This is a genomic window from Burkholderia sp. LS-044 (assembly GCF_004803625.1).
In the GTDB taxonomy this organism is placed as follows: domain Bacteria; phylum Pseudomonadota; class Gammaproteobacteria; order Burkholderiales; family Burkholderiaceae; genus Burkholderia; species Burkholderia cepacia.
The window spans coordinates 82543-98882 of sequence record NZ_SSWO01000021.1; the positions used below are offsets into that span (position 1 = coordinate 82543).

The 16340-nt window shown below is 66.4% G+C and carries 17 protein-coding genes; 13 read left to right on the plus strand and 4 right to left on the minus strand.

Going from position 1 to position 16340, the window contains the following annotated elements; genetic code table 11:
- Positions 1 to 383: 383 nt before the first annotated feature.
- Together E9536_RS35695 and E9536_RS35705 are read left to right on the plus strand one after the other, a co-directional pair.
- On the plus strand, positions 384 to 1289 hold the full coding sequence (locus E9536_RS35695; RefSeq protein WP_136472427.1) for a DMT family transporter: 906 nt from the start codon (positions 384 to 386) through the stop codon (positions 1287 to 1289).
- A gap of 407 nt (positions 1290 to 1696) precedes the next feature.
- On the plus strand, positions 1697 to 1882 hold the full coding sequence (locus E9536_RS35705; protein WP_011353526.1) for a hypothetical protein: 186 nt from the start codon (positions 1697 to 1699) through the stop codon (positions 1880 to 1882).
- Positions 1883 to 1992: 110 nt separating this feature from the next.
- Here E9536_RS35705 and mgrA read toward each other — a convergent pair whose 3' ends face one another.
- Positions 1993 to 3036, minus strand: coding sequence for an L-glyceraldehyde 3-phosphate reductase (gene mgrA, locus E9536_RS35710; protein ID WP_021163510.1), 1044 nt, complete (start codon positions 3034 to 3036; stop codon positions 1993 to 1995).
- A gap of 193 nt (positions 3037 to 3229) precedes the next feature.
- Between mgrA and E9536_RS35715 the strand changes: the two genes are divergently transcribed.
- A complete protein-coding gene (locus tag E9536_RS35715) occupies positions 3230 to 3436 on the plus strand; it encodes a DUF3185 family protein (RefSeq protein WP_021163509.1) in 207 nt (68 codons plus the stop codon).
- 149 nt (positions 3437 to 3585) lie between these two features.
- Here E9536_RS35715 and E9536_RS35720 read toward each other — a convergent pair whose 3' ends face one another.
- Complete coding sequence (locus E9536_RS35720) at positions 3586 to 4359, minus strand: phytanoyl-CoA dioxygenase family protein (RefSeq protein ID WP_136472429.1); 774 nt, start codon at positions 4357 to 4359, stop codon at positions 3586 to 3588.
- A gap of 352 nt (positions 4360 to 4711) precedes the next feature.
- Here E9536_RS35720 and E9536_RS35725 point away from each other — a divergent pair, with 352 nt between their 5' ends.
- The gene (locus tag E9536_RS35725; protein ID WP_021163507.1) at positions 4712 to 5053 is read left to right on the plus strand and encodes a hypothetical protein; all 342 of its coding nucleotides are present in this window, start codon (positions 4712 to 4714) and stop codon (positions 5051 to 5053) included.
- Between the two features lie 123 nt (positions 5054 to 5176).
- On the opposite strand, the gene metK is transcribed toward E9536_RS35725, so the two are convergent.
- Positions 5177 to 6364: a methionine adenosyltransferase gene (gene metK / locus E9536_RS35730; protein WP_011353531.1), complete on the minus strand. Its 1188-nt coding sequence runs from the start codon at positions 6362 to 6364 to the stop codon at positions 5177 to 5179.
- 265 nt (positions 6365 to 6629) lie between these two features.
- Here metK and lpxL point away from each other — a divergent pair, with 265 nt between their 5' ends.
- Positions 6630 to 7514 (plus strand): lauroyl acyltransferase LpxL, encoded by an 885-nt coding sequence (gene lpxL / locus E9536_RS35735; protein ID WP_021163506.1) that lies wholly within the window; start codon positions 6630 to 6632, stop codon positions 7512 to 7514.
- Positions 7515 to 7544: 30 nt separating this feature from the next.
- Here lpxL and E9536_RS35740 read toward each other — a convergent pair whose 3' ends face one another.
- On the minus strand, positions 7545 to 7847 hold the full coding sequence (locus E9536_RS35740; protein WP_060197811.1) for a HigA family addiction module antitoxin: 303 nt from the start codon (positions 7845 to 7847) through the stop codon (positions 7545 to 7547).
- A 236-nt stretch (positions 7848 to 8083) separates the two neighbouring features.
- On the opposite strand from E9536_RS35740, the gene dapF reads away from it, so the two are divergent.
- The 8 genes from dapF to hslU all read left to right on the plus strand — a co-directional run bounded on the left by dapF (position 8084) and on the right by hslU (position 16272).
- Positions 8084 to 8953 carry a diaminopimelate epimerase gene (gene dapF, locus E9536_RS35745; RefSeq protein WP_027788876.1) on the plus strand — a complete coding sequence of 290 codons (870 nt, stop codon included), beginning with the start codon at positions 8084 to 8086 and terminating at the stop codon, positions 8951 to 8953.
- 37 nt (positions 8954 to 8990) lie between these two features.
- Positions 8991 to 9719 (plus strand): DUF484 family protein, encoded by a 729-nt coding sequence (locus E9536_RS35750; protein ID WP_136472431.1) that lies wholly within the window; start codon positions 8991 to 8993, stop codon positions 9717 to 9719.
- Positions 9720 to 9733: 14 nt separating this feature from the next.
- The gene (gene xerC, locus E9536_RS35755; RefSeq protein WP_136472432.1) at positions 9734 to 10654 is read left to right on the plus strand and encodes a tyrosine recombinase XerC; all 921 of its coding nucleotides are present in this window, start codon (positions 9734 to 9736) and stop codon (positions 10652 to 10654) included.
- Between the two features lie 76 nt (positions 10655 to 10730).
- Positions 10731 to 11945, plus strand: coding sequence for a class I SAM-dependent rRNA methyltransferase (locus E9536_RS35760; protein ID WP_136472434.1), 1215 nt, complete (start codon positions 10731 to 10733; stop codon positions 11943 to 11945).
- 201 nt (positions 11946 to 12146) lie between these two features.
- The gene (locus E9536_RS35765; protein WP_021156274.1) at positions 12147 to 13226 is read left to right on the plus strand and encodes a GTP-binding protein; all 1080 of its coding nucleotides are present in this window, start codon (positions 12147 to 12149) and stop codon (positions 13224 to 13226) included.
- Positions 13227 to 13722: 496 nt separating this feature from the next.
- The gene (gene dksA / locus E9536_RS35775; RefSeq protein WP_006477498.1) at positions 13723 to 14139 is read left to right on the plus strand and encodes an RNA polymerase-binding protein DksA; all 417 of its coding nucleotides are present in this window, start codon (positions 13723 to 13725) and stop codon (positions 14137 to 14139) included.
- Between the two features lie 242 nt (positions 14140 to 14381).
- Complete coding sequence (gene hslV, locus E9536_RS35780; protein WP_021156275.1) at positions 14382 to 14918, plus strand: ATP-dependent protease subunit HslV; 537 nt, start codon at positions 14382 to 14384, stop codon at positions 14916 to 14918.
- Between the two features lie 10 nt (positions 14919 to 14928).
- Complete coding sequence (hslU, locus tag E9536_RS35785) at positions 14929 to 16272, plus strand: ATP-dependent protease ATPase subunit HslU (protein WP_042972634.1); 1344 nt, start codon at positions 14929 to 14931, stop codon at positions 16270 to 16272.
- Positions 16273 to 16340: the final 68 nt, after the last annotated feature.

Consider the following 16340-nt stretch of genomic DNA (forward strand, 5'->3'; position numbering starts at 1 on the left):
TGCTTCACCGCACGCCGCGCTGCGTCATGCAATGCCACCGACAGTGGTTGCGTCCGATGTCGGCCTTGCGGTACCTTTGATGCTTCATTCGCGTTCCAGCGCATTCCGATCCGATGCATCCGCTCACGTCCGCCCTTGCAAAATCCCGGCCGCAGTTCGACTCGCGGCCGCAGGCGTGTGCGCATCCGTCGGTTCTTCCTCCTCCTGTCGCACCGCCGCTCGTCGGCGCCGCGCCGCCCCCTCCGGCGGCACGCGCCGGCTGACCAGCCGGCTTCCGTTTCGTCTTCCATTCGCCCGCAGGCTTGCATTCGTGCGTCGTGACGCCCGGCTCGCTGCTGCGCGCGCGAATGGAACGTTCCGATCCGTTCGACAGGTGGATTCACATGGTTTCGTTCAAACGCGCGCTCGCCGCGCATGGCGCGACGTCGCTCTTCGTGCTGCTGTGGAGCAGCGGCGCGATCTTCGCTGAACTCGGTCTGCGTCACGCATCCGCATTCGTCTTTCTCACCGCACGTTTCGCCCTTGCATCGCTCGTGCTGCTCGGGCTGGCCTTCGTGCGCAAACGCTGGCTGCCGCCGCGCGGCGAACGGCGCATGGCCGCGTCGACCGGCTTGCTGATGATGGGCGGCTATTCGATCTTCTACCTGCTCGCGCTCGAACGCGGGATCGCGCCGGGTGTGCTCGCCACGATCCTCGGCGTGCAGCCGATCCTCACGCTCGCGCTCGTCGAGCGACGCTGGCAGCCCGTGCGCATCGCGGGACTCGCGCTGTCACTCGCCGGCCTCGCGCTCGTCGTGTGCCGCGGCGTGGGCGACGGCGTGGGCGACGGCGTGGGCGACGGCGGCCTGTCGCTCGCGGGCATCGCGTGCGCGCTCACCGCGCTCGTCGCACTGACCGCCGGCTCGCTGCTGCAAAAGCGCGTACGGGCGGCGCCCGCCGACGTGCTGCCGTTGCAGAATGCGATCGGCCTCGCGCTGTGCGTGGCGATCGTGCCGTTCCGGCCGGTGTCGTTCGACATGAGCTGGGCGTTCGTGATCCCGCTGCTGTGGCTCGGCATCGTGATTTCGGTGATCGCGCAACTGCTGTTCTACCGGTTGATGCAGCGCGGCGATCTCGTCAACGTGACGAGCCTGTTCTATCTCGTGCCCGTCGTCACCACGCTGATGGATGCCGTGTGGCTCGGCAACCGGCCCGAGCCGCTCGCGCTCGCCGGCATGGGCGCGATCATCGCGGGGCTCGCGCTCGTGTTTCGCGCGCCGGCCGGCCGCGTGCGACCCGACCGCGCATGAGCGGGCGTGCCGCCGCGCCCGCGGGTGCGGCGGCACGCCCCGGACACATGCGATGAATCCGCAGAAATCGAAAGGCACGAGAAAGATGTGCGCAAGGCGTTCGTCTGACTTGCGGGAAAAATGCGTGATACGCCGGGCATTCCGCTGATTTTTAATGGTTCGGATAGCGAAAAGCGCTGCCGGTTGCCTATACTCGAATTGACCGGCCCGCTCGCAATCGGGTCGCGACCAACACTAGAAACACCCGGCATGGAGCCGGAGCAAACGCTGAAGTGCCGACTCCGCCCGAGATCCCACAGGGATGGGGCCGGAGTAAGCGCTGAAGTGCCGACTCCGGCCGAGATCCCACAGGGATGGGGCCGGAGTAAGCGCTAAAGCGCTAACTCCGGCCGACACTGGAGACACGCATGACAACCTACTTCACGATCGGCGACTTCATCCTGTTGATTCCGATGGCGCTGGCCGGAGCGCTATTTCTCGGCGCGGTGCCGTGCGCAACCGAATTCCGCCACAACCTGCTACGCGTGCTGGGCGTCATCCTCGGCGTCGGCGTCGCGGTATTGCTCGTCGAAGGCCTGCCTGCGCTGATCTAGCGGCGCACCACCCGTGCGTGCCGTGCATCGCTGCACCGCAGCGATGCGACAGGCCACACGCGAGCCATTGATACGGCACGCGATATTTCGCATGCCGTATCGACCGCCGGTCAGATCGCCTGATCGGTGGACGGCTTTTCCCACAGATTGATGCCGCCTTCCGTCGCGTAACGGTCGATCTCCGCGAGTTCCTCCGCCGAGAATTCGAGGTGCTTCAGCGCACCGACGTTTTCACGCACCTGCTCCGCACGGCTCGCGCCGATCAGCGCGGACGTCACGCGGCCGTTGCGCAGCACCCATGCGAGCGCCATCTGCGCAAGGCTCTGCCCGCGCCGCTCGGCGATCGCGTTGAGCTTGCGCACGTGCTCGAGGTTGTCCGCGCTCAGGTGATCCTGCTTCAGCGAGCCGCCGCCCGGCTTGTTCACGCGCGCGTCGGCCGGCACGCCGTTCAGGTACTTCGACGTGAGCAACCCCTGCGCGAGCGGCGTGAACGCGATACTGCCCGTGCCGATCTCGTCGAGCGTGCCGAGCAGCTCGGTTTCGACCCAGCGGTTCAGCAGGTTGTACGACGGCTGATGGATCAGCAGCGGCACCTTGTACTGCGCGAGCAGCTCGGCCATCTCGCGCGTCTTCGCCGCCGAATACGACGAAATGCCGATATAGAGCGCCTTGCCCTGCTGCACGGCCGACGCGAGCGCGCCCGCCGTTTCCTCGAGCGGCGTGTGCGCGTCGAAGCGGTGCGAATAGAAGATGTCGACGTAGTCGAGCCCCATCCGCTGCAGGCTCTGGTCGAGGCTCGCGAGCACGTACTTGCGCGACCCGCCGCCGCTGCCGTACGGCCCCGGCCACATGTCCCAGCCGGCCTTCGTCGAGATCAGCAACTCGTCGCGATACGGCCGGAAATCCTCCTTCAGCAGCCGGCCGAAGTTGGTTTCGGCACTGCCGTACGGCGGCCCGTAGTTGTTCGCGAGATCGAAGTGGTTGATGCCGAGGTCGAACGCGGTACGCAGGATTTCGCGCTGCGTCGAGATCGGCGTCGAGTCGCCGAAGTTGTGCCACAGGCCGAGCGACAGCGCGGGCAGTTTGAGCCCGGATTTGCCACAGGTGCGGTATTGCATGTCGGCATAACGTTCGGAAGCTGCTTCGTAGGCCATGAGTCTGTTCCGTCAGGACATCGGAGGAAGGGACGCGCGCCGGCCGCGCCGATGGCGCGACGGCGGCGAAGGAGTCATACGACGACTATGGTAGCGAAAGCGGCCGGATCGCGCACGGCGGCACGGCGATGGACGCGGCCGCGGTCGTCGCCTACACTGCGGCGTCTCGAATCACCGTTTCAGCGAGGTTGGTATGTCCCGGGTCATCTCGGTTGCACTGCTCGTCGGCGGCGTCGTGCTGCTGTATTTCGGCGGCCAGTCGTTCCATTCGATCAACGACAACGTGTCGCGCTTCTTCACCGGTTCGCCCGCGACGAAGACGATCCTACTGATCGCGGGCGGCGCCGTCGCATCGTTCATCGGCCTGATCGGCCTCGCGATGCCGGGCAACAAGCGCTGATCGCGCAGCCGCGCGATGCACACGCGGCCCGCGTCGTGCGACCGCGCCGCGCCAAGCGAAACGGGCGGCCAGGCCGCCCGTTGCTTCATCCGCCGGCGATGCACCGCATCGCGTGACCGCGGTGGTGTCACCGCCCGTCCGGTCCGAACCTAGAACTGCACTTCCGGCTTCGACGCCGAGCGCGTGCCGGGTAGCGGCCGGTTGCTCGCGCCGTGATAGGTGTACACGAGCGAGAACTTCACCTGGTCGGAGCGGTTCTGCCCGGCCGAATGCAGCGTGTTGCTGTGGAAGAACACCACGTCGCCCGTCTGCAGCGACGGGCACGTGGCCGCATCGATCATCTTCCGGTTCGCCGGCAGGTCGCTGCGGAAGAACTTCGCATCGTCGAACGCTTCAGGCCCGAATTCGGCCGTATGCGACCCCGGCACGAGCCACAGTGCGCCGTTCTCGTTCGTTTCCGGCCCGAGTGCGAGCCACACCGACACCATGTCCGGGCGCTCGAACGACCAGTAGCGGAAATCGCGATGCCAGCCGGTCAGGCTGCCGTACGCGGGATGCTTCGTCATCATGCAGTTGTGATGCGCGCGCGACAGCACGGGTTCTTCGCCGAAATACTCGCGCATCCACGCCCCGATTTCGGGTGCGATCGCGCGCTCGGCGAACGCCGGATCGCGTGAATACGCATCGAGCAGCCGCCGCACCGTATGCCCGCCCGGCGCATGCTTGGACTCGGGGGCGCCCGGGTAGCGCAGATCCGCCTCGAACTCGATCGGCTCGGCCGCCTCCCGCAACTGGCGCTCCGCGATCTGCCTGAGCACCGCGCACTGCGCTTCGCCGACGAGGCCACGCGCGACGACAAAGCCGCGCTCGCGCAATTCCGCGACTTGCGCGCGGATCGATTCCGACTGCAATGGAGACGACATGGGATGCCAGACGTTTATTGTGTGAATGTGACGATTGTAAATCGGCGCCGGATGCCGCGAACAGCACCATTGTCATGCGCAGGGGCATGCCAATCGCGGATTTGATCCGGCTCAAGGGAACTGTTCGTCGCGGTACCTGCCTCACCGACAGGCGGTATGCGGCACACGCCTTGTGGCACAAGGGTTTATCGCGACTTTTGCCCGTCATGAATCCCCTGTAGCCTGTCGCGGCCTGTCAATTCTGGCGGGCGCGGCGCGCAGCGAGTTTCAGTAAGATCCGTTGCGTCATCCGAGGCCGTTCATACCAGTGCGCTCTCCAGGGCGCCATCCATACAAGCGAAGCATCGTTCACATGCCATTCCGTCTGACTTCCCGTCTCAGCCGCGCTGCGAAGCGCGTCGTGCCGACCGCTCCTGCCCGCTCGCTGCGCCATCACCGCGCACGCACGCAGGCGCTGGCCGAGCGCACGCCCGCCCACAGCCGGCTGGATGGTATCCGTGCGTGGTTCCACGCATTTTTCTCGATGATGAGTGCACAGGCGTTCTCGCGCCGTGCCGGCCTGCGCTCGCTGCTGCAGAAACCGTCGTCGCTGCGCGCGCTCGCGCTGCGCCGCACGCTCGGGCCGCAACGCCGCGTCAACCGTCCGCGCCGCCTCGCGGCCAGCAACGGCTGGTTCGGGTTCGGCGCGCGCTGAGCGCACGCCGGCGGGCACCGCGCGCGACGATCGCCGTCGCGCCGTTTGTCCGGTTGCCCCGACGATCGGATCCCATAAAAAAACCCCGGCTAGCCGGGGTTTTTCATTTCAGGCGAACGACGCTTACGCGACGCGTGCCGTCGGCTCGACGCCGGCCGCTTCGGCCAGTGCGAGCGCCTTGTCGGTCGCTTCCCACGAGAATTCCGGCTCTTCGCGGCCGAAGTGGCCGTAAGCAGCCGTCTTCTCGTAGATCGGGCGCAGCAGGTCGAGCATCTTGATGATGCCCTTCGGACGCAGGTCGAAATGCTCGCGCACGAGCTTCGTGATCACCGCATCCGACACGCGGCCCGTGCCGAACGTGTTGACCATCACCGAGGTCGGCTCGGCGACGCCGATCGCGTACGACACCTGGATCAGCGCGCGCGACGCGAGGCCGGCGGCGACGATGTTCTTCGCGACGTAGCGGCCTGCGTACGCAGCCGAACGGTCGACCTTCGACGGATCCTTGCCCGAGAACGCGCCGCCGCCGTGCGGTGCGGCACCGCCGTACGTGTCGACGATGATCTTGCGGCCGGTCAGGCCGCAATCGCCCTGCGGGCCGCCGATCACGAACCGGCCGGTCGGGTTCACCAGGAACTTGATGTCGCCCTTGATCAGGTCGGCCGGCAGCGTCGGCTTGATGATTTCCTCGATCACGGCTTCGCGCAGCGCGGGCAGCTCGATGTCCGGTGCGTGCTGCGTCGACAGCACGACGGTGTCGATCGAATGCGGCTTGCCGTCGACGTAGCGGACGGTGACCTGCGACTTCGCGTCCGGGCGCAGCCATTGCAGGCGGCCGTCGCGGCGCAGGCTGGCCTGGCGCTCGACGAGACGGTGCGACAGGTAGATCGGCAGCGGCATCAGTTCCGGCGTTTCATCGCACGCGTAACCGAACATCAGGCCCTGGTCGCCCGCGCCCTGATCGAGGTTGTCGTCGTGTGCACGATCGACGCCCTGGGCGATGTCCGGCGACTGCTTGTCGTACGCGACGAGCACCGCGCAACCCTTGTAGTCGATGCCGTAGTCGGTGTTGTCGTAGCCGATGCGCTTGATCGTGTCGCGCGCGATCTGGATGTAGTCGATGTTGGCCGTCGTGGTGATTTCACCGGCCAGGACGACGAGACCCGTGTTGCACAGCGTTTCCGCCGCGACGCGGGAATACTTGTCTTGCTCGAGGATGGCGTCGAGGATCGCGTCCGAGATTTGGTCCGCGACCTTGTCCGGATGGCCTTCGGAGACGGATTCGGACGTGAAGAGATAATCGTTTGCCACTTTTTCAGGCTCCTGTGTGGTTACGGTTGGTTTCACGTAGCCAGCTTCGTTGGGCCTGAAGCGGCGACGCTTTAGCGGATTACCAGGACCGGGCAGCGCGTATGACGCCAACCGGCTTCGCCCCGCAAGTTGTCAGTTAACTCGGCGAAGCCCGTATTATAGCGGCTTTCCTGAATTGTCACAGAGCGCCGCCCGTGCTGCATCTTCCGCTGTCTCACCTACCTGTTCGCAACGCGCCGGCCAGCCGGTTCCACGGAGGTTTCGCATGCTAGGTCGTCTAGGCACGCACCTCGCCATTGGCTTGCTGAAACTGCTCGCCCTGTTGCCGTACGGCCTGACCGCACGGTTCGGCGATGGTCTCGGCTGGCTGCTCTACAAGATCCCCAGCCGGCGAAAACGCATCGTACACACCAATCTGAAACTCTGCTTCCCGGATTGGAGCGACGCACGCCGCGAGGAAGTGGCAGGCCAGCATTTCCGCCATGCGATCCGCAGCTACGTCGAGCGCAGCGTGCAGTGGTTCGGCTCGGAGAAAAAGCTCGCGAAGCTGATCCAGGTCGACAGCGCGGTCGACCTCGACGATCCGGACCTGCCGCCGACGCTGTTCCTCGGCCTGCATTTCGTCGGCATCGAAGCCGGCTCGATCTGGCTGAACCGTTCGCTCCACCGCCGCTGCGGGTCGCTCTATCAGCCGTTCTCGAACGCCGTGCTCGAGGAAGAGGCGAAGAAGGCGCGCGGGCGTTTCGACGCCGAGATGGTCGGCCGCGCGGACAGCGCGCGCGTCGTGCTGCGCTGGCTGCGCGACCGCAAGCCGGTGATGCTCGGCGCCGACATGGATTACGGGCTGCGCAATTCGACCTTCGTCCCGTTTTTCGGCGTGCCCGCGTGCACGCTGACGGCGGTCGGCCGGCTCGCGAAGACGGGCCGCGCGCAGGTCGTGCCGTTCATCGGCGAAGTGCTGCCGAACTACAAGGGTTATCGCCTGAAGGTATTCAAGCCGTGGGATCACTACCCGACGGGCGACGACGATCTCGACGCGCGGCGGATGAACGAATTCCTCGAGGAACAGATCCCGCTGATGCCCGAGCAATACTATTGGGTCCACAAGCGCTTCAAGACGCGCCCGGCCGGCGAGCCGAGCCTGTACTGACCCTGCCGGAAGACGTTCGCAGGCGGGGCGTCATGCGCGCGCCTGCGCCCTCGCCACCTTCGGCGCGCCCTTCGCGCGCGCCCGCCACAGATCGTGGGCCGACTGCTGCGCGAGCCACAGATCGGCCCGCCCCCCGTTTTCCTCGCCGAGCCACGCTTCGAGGCGCAGCGCCATTTCCGGCGAGATGCCGGCATGGCCGTGCAGGATCCGCGACAGTGCGGCACGCGTCACGCCCAGCTGCGACGCGGCCTCGGTGACGGTCAGGCCAAGCGCCGGCAGCACGTCGTCGCGCAGCGTTTCGCCCGGATGGGGCGGATTGAAGATGCGGTTCATGGCTTGAATGAGCTCGCTGGAGGTTGACAGGGCGTATGGCGAAACAATACGAATCTCCGGGTGGCCTCATCAATTGAACGAGTACGAAAACGCCCGGAACGCCCGCGCAGGACGCCCCTGTCGGCTGCATGTATCATTTGCGGTTGAGATCAGCACGACGAACGAGGCCGCCCGGCATGGCGCGACGTCGCGCGAGCCGTGCTGACCGCCTTGTTCGCCATGGAAATCCGGACCCAGTGAAACTCTCGTTCACCAAGATGCACGGCGCGGGCAACGACTTCGTCGTGCTCGACGGCTATTCGCGCGCATTGCCGCCGCTCACCGAAGCGCAGGTGCGCGCGCTCGCCAACCGCCACTTCGGCATCGGCGCCGATCAGTTGCTGCTCGTCGAAAAACCGACCGTCGACGGCGTCGATTTCAAGTACCGGATCTTCAATTGCGACGGCGGCGAGGTCGAACACTGCGGCAACGGCGCGCGCTGCTTCGTGAAGTTCGTCAGCGACCGCGGCCTGACCGACAAGCGCAGCGTGCGCGTGCAGGTCATGAAGGGTCTGATCACGCTGACGATGCAGGACAACGGCGAAGTCGTCGTCGACATGGGTGCGCCCGTGTTCGCGCCGGCGCAGGTGCCGTTCGATGCGGCGGGCCTCGACGGCCGCACCGAGGGCCGCGACACGCTGTGGCCGCTCGACGTCGGCGGCGCGACGCGCTGGATCTCGACGGTGTCGATGGGCAACCCGCACGCGGTGCAGATCGTCGACGACGCCGAAGCGTATCCGGTGCTCGAGGAAGGCCCGCTGATCGAGCACCACGCGCGCTTCCCGGAACGCGTGAACGCCGGCTTCATGCAGATCGTGTCGCGCAGCGAAGTGCGGCTGCGCGTGTACGAACGCGCGGCGGGCGAGACGCTCGCGTGCGGCACCGGCGCGTGCGCGGCGGTCGCGGCCGGCATCCGGCGCGGCCTGCTCGATTCGCCCGTGACCGTGCACACGCACGGCGGCACGCTGACGATCAGCTGGGACGGCGCACGCGACGAAGCTGCCGCGCTGATGATGGCCGGGCCCGCCACGACCGTGTTCGAAGGCGAGATCGACCTGCCCGCCTGACCCTGCAACGTCCTTGATAACTGAACGCTCCAGCCACATGAACGATCGCGAAGTCGCCGACTACCTGCTCGCCAATCCCGAATTCTTCGCGCAGCACGCCGAACTGCTCGCGACGATCCGCCTCGCGAACCCGCACGGCAAGGCCGCGATCTCGCTGCAGGAGCGGCAGATGGAGATGTTGCGCGACAAGAACAAGCATCTCGAGCGCCGGCTCGCCGAACTCGTGCGCTACGGCCACGAGAACGACAGCCTGTCTGCGAAGTTCAGCCGCTGGACCGCCCGCGTGATCGCGGAACGCGATCCGTACGCGCTGCCGCGCACGATCGCCGACGGCATCGCCGACGTATTCGACGTGCCGCAGACGGCACTGCGCGTGTGGGACGTCGCCGACACCTATTCGCAGGCCGACTTCGCGCGCCAGGTCGGCGAGGAAGTGCGCCTGTTCACGAACGGCCTGTCGACGCCGTACTGCGGTGCGAACACGGGCTTCGAGGCCGCGCAGTGGCTCGCGCCCGCGGTCGCCGCCCCGGCCGCGAATGCGGCGGAAGGCGCGGACGCCGCGCCGCCGGCCGGCGACGGCTCGGCCGCTTCGGTCGCACTGCTCGCGCTGCGCGCGCCGCTCGCCGGCACCGATGCTTCCGCGTTCGGCCTGCTCGTACTGGGTTCGCCCGACCCGCGCCGCTTCCACGACGGGATGGCCACCGACTTCCTCGCGCAGATCGCAACGCTCGCGAGCGCCGCGCTCACGCGCCTGCTGCCGCACTGAGCCTGCCACACGCGATGACAGACGATCCGGTCGCCGCCTACCTGTCGAACCTGAAGCACGTCAGGCAGCTGTCGGAGCACACGCTGCGCGCCTACACGCACGAACTCGACGAACTGAAGAAGCTTGCGGCCGGCCGGCCGCTCGAAGTGCTGACGGCCGCCGACATGCGCGGCGCGGTCGCGCGCGCGCATGCGGGCGGGCTGTCCGCACGGTCGATCGCGCACCGGCTGTCCGCGTGGCGCGCGTTCTACCGCTGGCTCGCGCAGCGCATCGACATGCCCGCGAACCCGGTCGCCGCGGTGCGCGCGCCGAAACGCCCGAAGACCTTGCCGAAGGCGCTGTCGGTCGACGACGCATCGGCCCTGATGGACGCACCGCTCGCCGGCACGACCGAAAGCATCCGCGATCACGCGATCCTCGAGCTGTTCTACTCGTCGGGGCTGCGCCTCGCGGAGCTGATCGGGCTCGACGTCATGTACACGCAGGCCGACGGCTACCGCTCGGCCGGCTGGCTCGATCTCGCCGAAGCCGAAGTCACCGTGCGCGGCAAGGGCAACAAGGAGCGCAAGGTGCCGGTCGGCCGCAAGGCAATCGATGCGCTGAACGCATGGCTCTCGGTGCGCGGCGAATTCGTGAAGCACGATCCGCATCCGCTGTTCGTGTCCGTGCGCGGCAACCGGATGTCGCCGGGCGTCGTGCGCGAGCGCGTGAAGCGCGCGGCGCTCGCCGCGGGCATCCCCGCCAACGTCCATCCGCACGTGCTGCGCCACTCGTTCGCGACGCACGTGCTGCAGTCGAGCGGCGACCTGCGCGCGGTGCAGGAACTGCTCGGCCACGCGAGCGTGTCCGCGACGCAGGTCTATACGTCGCTCGACTTCCAGCATCTCGCGAAGATTTACGACAGCGCGCATCCGCGCGCGAAGAAGCGCGACTGACGCGCGTCCCGTGTTACCCGCCGCGCGCGGCGACCGGCCACGGTCGGCTTCGCGCACGGCCCATTTCGATCCCATCATGCAAACCGTCACCCTCAAGCCATCCAAGGACAAATCGCTGCTGCGCCGCCATCCGTGGATCTACGCCAATGCGATCGACCGCATCGACGGCAAGCCCGCGCCCGGCGCGACCGTGATCGTGCGCGCGCACGACGGCCGCTTCCTCGCGCGCGGCGCGTACAGCCCGCAGTCGCAGATCCGCGTGCGCGTGTGGAGCTTCGACGAGAACGAGCCGATCGACCACGCGTTCTTCAAGCGCCGCGTGCAGCGCGCCGTTGCGCACCGCACGACGATGGTGTCGGGCACGGGCGCGGTGCGGCTCGTGTTCGGCGAAGCCGACGGGCTGCCGGGGCTGATCGTCGACTATTACGTCGCGGACACTGCCGAAGCCGGCGCGGCGCCGCGCGGCCAGCTCGTCTGCCAGTTCATGGCCGCGGGCGTCGAAGCATGGAAGGACGCGATCGTGAAGGCGCTCGTCGGCGCGACCGGCTGCCCGAACGTGTACGAGCGCTCAGACGTGTCGATCCGCGACAAGGAAGGGCTCGAGCAGACGACCGGCGTGCTGGCCGGCGACGCGCCACCCGCGACGCTGATCTCGAACGAAAACGGCGTGCGCTATCACGTCGACGTGCCGAACGGCCACAAGACGGGCTTCTACGTCGACCAGCGCGACAACCGCGCGCTGGTTGCGCAGTACGCGGCTGATCGCGACGTGCTGAACTGCTTCTGCTACACCGGCGGCTTCTCGCTCGCGGCGCTCAAGGGCGGCGCGAAGCGTGTCGTGTCGATCGACTCGTCGGGCGATGCGCTCGCGCTCGCGCAGCAAAACGTCGTCGCCAACGGTTTCGACGCCGAACGCGCGACCTGGCTCGACGCCGACGCGTTCAAGACGCTGCGCCGCCTCGTCGACGAAGGCGACCGTTTCGACCTGATCGTGCTCGATCCGCCGAAGTTCGCGCCGACCCGCGACAGCGTCGATCGCGCGGCCCGCGCGTACAAGGACATCAACCTGAGCGGCTTCAAGCTGCTGCGTCCGGGCGGCCTGCTGTTCACGTACTCGTGCTCGGGCGCGATCGACATGGACCTGTTCCAGAAGATCGTCGCGGGCGCGGCTGCCGACGCGAAGGTCGACGCGCGCATCCTGAAGCGGCTCGGCGCGGGCGTCGATCACCCGCTGCTCGCGGCATTCCCGGAAGGCGAATATCTGAAGGGCCTGCTGTTGCAAATCGTCTGATCGCCCCGATCTACGCGCGTAACCTTCCGCCGGCCGCGGCCTCGCGCCCGGCGGATTCGCGTTCCCGCCTGTCGTTCGGACGACGGGCGGGGGCTTGACAGGTATGTTTCAATGGATGGTTGTGCGCCCCGGCTGGCAGCGCGAGCGGGCGCAACGCACATCCTGGTTTTGACCCCGATTCACGAACCACAGGCGATTGACATGGCCACTCCCGTCACCATCCTCACCGGCTTCCTCGGCAGCGGCAAGACGACGCTGCTCAAGCGCATCCTGAACGAACAGCACGGCATGAAGATCGCCGTGATCGAGAACGAGTTCGGCGAAGAGAACATCGACAACGAAATCCTCGTGCAGGATTCGAACGAGCAGATCATCCAGATGAGCAACGGCTGCATCTGCTGCACGATCCGCGGCGACCTTGCCCGCGCGCTCGGCGACCTGGCCGCGAAGAAGCGCGAAGGCAAGCTCGACTTCGACCGCATCGTGATCGAAACCACCGGCCTTGCGAACCCGGGCCCCGTCGCGCAAACCTTCTTCATCGACAGCGAAATCGCCGACGACTTCCTGCTCGACGCGGTCATCACGCTGGTCGACGCGAAGCACGCGAACGCGCAGCTCGACGAGCACGAAGTCGTGCAGCGCCAGGTCGGCTTCGCCGACCGGCTGTTCATCACGAAGTCGGACCTGGTCGACGACCAGACCGTGGCCGGCCTGAAGCACCGCCTGATGCACATGAACCCGAAGGCCGCGATCAAGGTCGTGAACTTCGGCGAAGCCGACATCAAGGAAATCTTCGACCTGCGCGGCTTCAACCTGAACGCGAAGCTCGAGATCGACCCCGACTTCCTCGCCGAGGACGATCACGCGCATCATCACCACGATCACGACCATGATCACGATCACGCCAATTGCGACCACGATCACGGCCAATGCGCGCACGATCACGACCACGGCCACCACCATCACCACCACGCGCACCACGACGACAAGATCAAGTCGTTCGTGTATCGCAACGACCGCCCGTTCGACCCGAACAAGCTGGAAGACTTCCTCGGTGGCATCCTGCAGATCTACGGCGAGCGGATGCTGCGCTACAAGGGCGTGCTGTACATGAAGGGCGTCGACCGCAAGGTCGTGTTCCAGGGCGTGCATCAGATGATGGGCAGCGACCTCGCCGCGAAGTGGCTGCCGATCGAGAAGAAGACGAACAAGATGGTGTTCATCGGCGTCGATCTGCCGCAGGACCTGATCACCGACGGCCTCGACGCCTGTCTCGCCTGACGCGCGCGGGCAACCGCCGCACACGCCGCCGCGCGGGCGCCCCGCGGGCGGCTGCGGCGCCCGCGGGGCGCCCGTTTCGGGCAGGGTTTCGCCGTCATCGCTTTTTCGCGATTTGCGCGTTATATTTTCTAGATATTGGCGCAGCCGACGGGGATCGACCCGATACGGCGCCCGCTTGCGATTCAGTTACAATACGTGCCCGCTGGAGTACGGCAACAAACAGGCCCGGTTCTTGCTGAACCAGTTTTCCGGGCATCGCAACCGCGCCGGATCGCCAATCCGCCTCCCGGCCGCGGCCGATGCGATGTGCCGCGCAGCACACCGGTTCGCAGCGCGCGCAACTCCGCGCCAGGCCTATCCTGGTATTTGAGAACCGGTTTTCCAGAGGCTTTCGGCCCCGCGGCGGCAAATCGCAAATGATTGCAAGCGCGGTTGCGGGTAATCCCAAAGTGCAGGCAATATCTCTCGATTTGCCGCACATTGAAGAAGCAAGCAGATGACGAAGAAACTCTTGACCGAAGCCGAAATCCTGAAGATGAGCGACAAGGATTACATGAATGAGGATCAGCTCGCCTTCTTCAAAAATCGGCTCGAACAGTTGCAGGCGGACATCCTCAAGAATGCAGGCCAGACGACCGAGAACCTGCGCGAGACGGTGATCGTCCCCGATCCCGCCGATCGCGCGACGATCGAGGAAGAGCACGCGCTCGAGCTGCGCACGCGCGATCGCGAACGCAAGCTCCTCAAGAAGGTTCAGCAGTCGCTCGCCCGCATCGATTCCGGCGATTATGGCTGGTGCGAGGAAACCGGCGAGCCGATCGGCATTCCGCGGCTGCTCGCCCGTCCGACCGCCACGCTGTCGCTCGAGGCGCAGGAGCGCCGCGAGTTGCGCCAGAAGCTGTTCGGCGACTGATCGAGCGGCGTTCCGCTCAGACACGCTGCTTCCCGAAAGCGCGCGGCCTGCCGCGCGCTTTTTGTTTTTCCGGCACCGGCTTGCGGTTGGCCGGTTTTCCGATTTGCCTCCCGCCTCTTGATATCCCCGCGCCCGCCCTAAAATGAAACGGACGCGCGCCGGGCCGCTTCCCGGCGCACTGCGAGTTACGCGGCGGCGCCTCGCGCCGCCCGACTCTTCCCCGTTTTTCTCAAGGAACGCAGATGGAGCAATTTCACGGCACGACCATCGTTTCGGTCCGGCGCGGCGACAAGGTCGCGCTCGGCGGCGACGGCCAGGTAACCCTCGGCAACATCGTCATGAAGGGTGGCGCGCGGAAAGTGCGGCGGATCTACAACAACCAGGTGCTGGTCGGATTCGCGGGCGGCACCGCCGATGCGTTCTCGCTGCTCGACCGCTTCGAGGCGAAGCTCGAGAAGCACCAAGGCAACCTGACCCGCGCGGCCGTCGAGCTCGCGAAGGACTGGCGCACCGACCGGATGCTGCGCCGCCTCGAGGCGATGCTGATCACGGCCGATGCCACCACCACGCTCGTGATCACCGGCAACGGCGACGTGCTCGACCCGGAAGAGGGCATCTGCGCGATCGGTTCGGGCGGTGCATATGCGCAGGCCGCGGCCCGCGCGCTCGCGGAGAACACCGAGCTGTCGCCGCGCGAGATCGTCGAGAAGTCGCTGAAGATTGCCGGCGACATGTGCATCTACACGAACCACAACCGCATCATCGAAACGATCGAGTAAGGACCGCACCATGAGCACCATGACCCCTGCCGAGATCGTCTCGGAACTCGACAAGCACATCATCGGCCAGGCCAAGGCGAAGAAGGCCGTCGCGGTCGCGCTGCGCAACCGCTGGCGCCGCCAGCAGGTCGCCGACCCGCTGCGCCAGGAAATCACGCCGAAGAACATCCTGATGATCGGGCCGACGGGCGTCGGCAAGACCGAAATCGCACGCCGCCTCGCGAAGCTCGCCGACGCGCCGTTCATCAAGATCGAAGCGACCAAGTTCACCGAGGTCGGCTACGTCGGCCGCGACGTCGACAGCATCGTGCGCGACCTGATCGAGATCTCGGTCAAGCAGACGCGCGAATCCGAGATGCGCAAGGTGCGCAGCAAGGCCACCGACCAGGCGGAAGACCGCATCCTCGACATCCTGCTGCCGCAGCCGCGCGCGGTGGGCTTCGGCGGCAATGCCGACCACGCGAACGACGACAACAACGCGACGCGCCAGACCTTCCGCAAGCGCCTGCGCGAAGGCCAGCTCGACGACAAGGAAGTCGAGCTCGACCTCGAGCAGCCGTCGGCCGGCATGGACATCATGGCGCCGCCGGGGATGGAAGAGATGACCGAGCAGATCCGCTCGATGTTCTCGAACCTCGGCAGCGGCAAGAAGCAGCGTCGCAAGGTGAAGATCAAGGAAGCGCTGAAGCTGCTGACCGACGAGGAAGCGGCGAAGATGCTGAACGACGAGGAAGTGAAGACGAAGGCCGTGCAGAACGTCGAGCAGAACGGCATCGTGTTCCTCGACGAGATCGACAAGATCACGTCGCGCAACAACGAAGGCAGCGGCGGCGAAGTGTCGCGCCAGGGCGTGCAGCGCGACCTGCTGCCGCTCGTCGAGGGCACGACGGTCAACACGAAGTACGGGATGGTGAAGACCGATCACATCCTGTTCATCGCGAGCGGCGCGTTCCACCTCGCGAAACCGAGCGACCTGATTCCCGAACTGCAGGGCCGCTTCCCGATCCGCGTCGAGCTCGACTCGCTGTCGGTGAACGATTTCGAGGCGATCCTCGTCGCCACCGACGCCAGCCTCGTCAAGCAGTACCAGGCGCTGCTCGCGACCGAAGACGTGCAGCTCGAGTTCGCCGACGACGGCATCCGCCGTCTCGCGGAGATCGCGTATGCGGTCAACGAGAAGACCGAGAACATCGGTGCGCGCCGGCTGTACACGGTGATCGAGAAACTGCTCGAGGAAGTGTCGTTCTCGGCCGGCAACCATGCCGGCGAGCGCGTGACGATCGACGCGAAGTATGTCGACCGCGCGCTGGGCGAAGTGTCGCAGGACGAAGACCTGTCGCGCTACGTGCTGTAACGCGCGCGGCGTCCGACGAAAAACGGGCGGCCCCTTGCGGGGTCGCCCGTTTTTTCATGGTCAGGCGA